At 71.5% G+C, this 3,434-nt stretch carries 3 protein-coding genes; all 3 read right to left on the bottom strand.

Annotation, left to right across the window (positions count from 1 at the left end):
* Positions 1-35 precede the first annotated feature (35 nt).
* The 3 genes from ACFWGZ_RS40305 to ACFWGZ_RS40295 are packed head-to-tail and all read right to left on the bottom strand — an operon-like array spanning position 36 to position 3,193.
* Positions 36-1,541, bottom strand: coding sequence for an aldehyde dehydrogenase (NADP(+)) (locus tag ACFWGZ_RS40305; RefSeq protein ID WP_382456854.1), 1,506 nt, complete (start codon positions 1,539-1,541; stop codon positions 36-38).
* A complete protein-coding gene (locus tag ACFWGZ_RS40300; RefSeq protein WP_382456853.1) occupies positions 1,538-2,362 on the bottom strand; it encodes an NAD-dependent epimerase/dehydratase family protein in 825 nt (274 codons plus the stop codon). The genes ACFWGZ_RS40305 and ACFWGZ_RS40300 overlap by 4 nt, the downstream gene beginning before the upstream one ends.
* A gap of 42 nt (positions 2,363-2,404) precedes the next feature.
* Positions 2,405-3,193 carry an IclR family transcriptional regulator gene (locus ACFWGZ_RS40295; protein ID WP_382456852.1) on the bottom strand — a complete coding sequence of 263 codons (789 nt, stop codon included), beginning with the start codon at positions 3,191-3,193 and terminating at the stop codon, positions 2,405-2,407.
* Positions 3,194-3,434 lie beyond the last annotated feature (241 nt).

Genomic DNA, 3,434 nt, shown 5'->3' with positions numbered 1-3,434 from the left:
GACACGATGCCGGTGGCCCCGTTCCGCGGAACCGTTCAGTGCACGCCGAGCACGCCGTCCACCCGGCGCGGGATCCCGAGCGGGTTCGCGTCCTGCAACTCCGCCGGCAGCAGCGCGTCCGGCCACGACTGGTAGGTCACCGGCGCGATCCAGCGGCGGATCGACGTGGCGCCCACCGACGTGTGCAGCGGGTTCGTCGTCGCGGGCCACGGACCGCCGTGGTGCTGGCCCCACGCCACCGCGACACCGGTCGGCCACGCGTTGAAGATCAACCGGCCGGCGACGCGGCGCAGGACCTCCGCGATCTCGCCCGCTTCCGCGTGGTCGGACTCGGCCGCGTGCACCGTGCCGGTCAGCGTGCCGGGCAGCTTCGCCAGCACCGCGTGCAGCTCCTGGGGCGACGAGTACGTCACGACCAGGGCCGCCGGGCCGAAGTGCTCCTCGGTCAGCTTCTCCAGGTTCTCCTCGAACACCGCCACCGGCACGCTGAACAGCCGCGGCGCCACCGCCCATGCCTCGTCCGGGCGCGTGCCCGCGGACACGACGGACACCAGGTCCGACGCGGCCAGCGCGTCCGTCGACGCCGTGTAGGAGTCGCACATCCGCTCGTTGAGCATCGCGCCGCCCGAGGTCGCCGCGACGGCCTCGCCCAGCGCGGGCACCAGGTCGGCGGGTGCGAAGACCAGACCGGGGTTCGTGCAGAACTGCCCGACGCCCATCGTCAGCGACGCGGCGAACCCGGCCGCGATGTCGTCCCCGGCGGCCGCGCCGGGCAGGATCACCGTCGGGTTCACGCTGCCCAGCTCGCCGTAGAACGGGATCGGGTCCGGCCGGCCCTGCGCCAGGTCGAACAGCGCCCGCCCGCCCCCGGTCGAGCCGGTGAAGCCGACCGCGCGGACCTCGGGGTGCTGCACCAGCGCCACACCGGCTTCGGTGCCGTAGACGATGCCGAACACGCCTTCGGGCGCACCGGCCTCGCGCAGCGCGTCCACGACGACCCGCGCGGTCTCGCGCGACGTCGACGGGTGCGCCGAGTGCGCTTTCACCACGACGGAACAGCCGGACGCCAGCGCGGACGCCGTGTCACCGCCCGCCACCGAGAACGCGAACGGGAAGTTCGACGCGGAGAACACCGCGACCGTCCCGAGTGGACGCAGCACGCGCCGCAGCACCGGGCGCGGCGGGATGATGTCCGGATCCGCCGTGTCCAGCGTGGCCTCGACGTAGCTGCCCTCGCGCAGCACCTCCGCGAACAGCCGAAGCTGGTTCGTCGTGCGCTTGAGCTCGGTCTTCAGCCGCGGCTCGCCCAGGGCCGTCTCGCTGTCGGCCGTCGAGACCAGCAGCGCCGACTCGGCGTCGAGCGCGTCCGCGACCTTCTCCAGCACCACCGCGCGGTCCGCGGCCGCGACCACCGACCAGGCCGAGAACGCGACCGCCGCCGCGGAGGCGATGCGGTCCACCTCGCTGTCCGCGGTCTTCGCCACCGGTTCGCCGAACGGCTCACCGGTGCGCGGGTTGAATCCCTGCACGCCGTGGCTCAACGCCCTGCCTCCTTGACTGCCGTGTCGAAGTCGGGGCCGCACCAGGCGCCGCCCACGTACTTCGCAGCGTACGACGACGGGTCGAGCTCGCCGTGCTGCGCCAGCACCTCGGCCGCGTGCACCTCGGAGTCGTCCTGCGGCTCGTACCCCAGTGCACGGGCCTCCTCCAGCGAGAACCAGCCGCGCGTGTTCTTCGAGACACCCCACGCGACCCGGAACCCCGGCGAGGCAACGGAGAGACACGCCTCGAACAGGCGCGCGCCGTCGTCCGGTGACATCCACGTCGACAGCATCCGCACGTCACGCGGCTTCTCGAAGCACGACCCGATGCGCAGCGCGATCACGTCCATGCCGTACCGGTCGGCGTAGAGCGACCCCAGCGCCTCCATCGCGACCTTGGACACACCGTAGTAGGTGTCCGGACGCGGGAAGAGGTAGTCGCCGGCCTCGCCGTCGGCGCGTTCGGTGTAGCCCACGGCGTGGTTCGAGCTGGCGAGCACGACGCGACGGACGCCGGAACGCCGTGCGGCTTCCAGCACCGTGTGCGTGCCGTCGATGTTGACGCGCAGGATCTTGTCCCACGACTCCTCGAGGCTGTGGCCACCGAGGTGGATCACGGCGTCGACGTCTTTCAGCGCCGATTCCATCGCGGCCATGTCGGTCACCGACGCCTGGACGATCTCCACGGTCTCGCCGTCGGCTGCCGCCGGGAGCTCCGCGATGTCCAGCAGCCGCAGGACACGGCCTTCCGCGGCGAGCCGGGAACGCATCAGCGTTCCCACCACGCCACCGGCGCCGGTGATCAGGATGCGTGCGGTCACGGGTTGGACCCCTCCGTCGTGTTCAGGTGTTCCCGGTGGTGCTCAGCGGCCGAACTGGCGGAGGAGTTCGGTGATGGTCCTCGCGGCGTCGAGCAGGGCGGCGACGACCTGGCGCTCGTGGCCGGGGTCGAGCCTGCCGAGCGGGACCGAGCAGCTCATCGCGTCCAGCACGGGGTTGCGGTACGGCAGCGCCACGGCGAAGCAGCCGAGACCCGGCGTGTTCTCCTCGCGTTCGTGGGCGTAGCCGGCGTTGCGGAAACCGGCGAGCTGCGCGTGCAGCGCCGCCCGGTCGACGACGGTGCTGGTGGTCAGCGGCACGAGCTCGGCGGGCAGGATCTGGTCGACCTCCTCCGGCGTACGCGTCGACAGCACGGCCTTGCCCAGCGAGGTCGAGTGCGCGGGCAGCCGGCGGCCGACGCGGGACACGACGCGCAGGTGGTGCTCGGACTCGCGGCTCGCCAGGTAGACGACGTCCGCGCCGTCGAGGCGGGCGAGGTGCACGGTCTCGTTGATCTCCTGGCGCACCTGCTCCATCACGCGGATCGCCGCGCGCACCACCGGGTCGTGGTCGAGGTAGGACGTGCCGACGAGCAGTGCGCGCACACCGATGCCGTACGTGCCGCGGTCGGAGTCGACCTCCACCCAGCCGCGCGCCACCAGCGTCTGCAGCAGCATGTAGAGGCTGGACTTGGGGTAGCTGAGCTCGCGGTGCAGCTCGGTGAGCGTCAGCCTGCGGTCCGACGCGGACAGCACCTCGAGCAGTTCCACCGTGCGGTCGGCGGACTTCACCGCGCCGGGACGAGCTGTGCCCTTGTCGATCGGCGACGCCACCTGACCTCCTCGAAACGGTGGAGCAACCTGCCCTTGACACGTTGCTCCGCTGATTCTTACAGTCCTGCATCAGGTTCACAAGTACGACTCCGGTTCATGTATCTGAACACAGAGGTCTGGACGATGCGCCGAAGACCAGCCACCGCTCTCGCCGCCCTCGGCACGACCATCGTCCTCACCACCCACGATCTGGACGACGTGGAACGGCTGTGCCGGCGCATCGTCCTCATCGACGGGGGCC

Source organism: Lentzea sp. NPDC060358 (assembly GCF_042725365.1).
Lineage (GTDB): Bacteria > Actinomycetota > Actinomycetes > Mycobacteriales > Pseudonocardiaceae > Lentzea.
The sequence above is the reverse complement of the archived record's forward strand: the minus strand, read 5'-3'. Positions and strand labels throughout refer to the sequence as shown.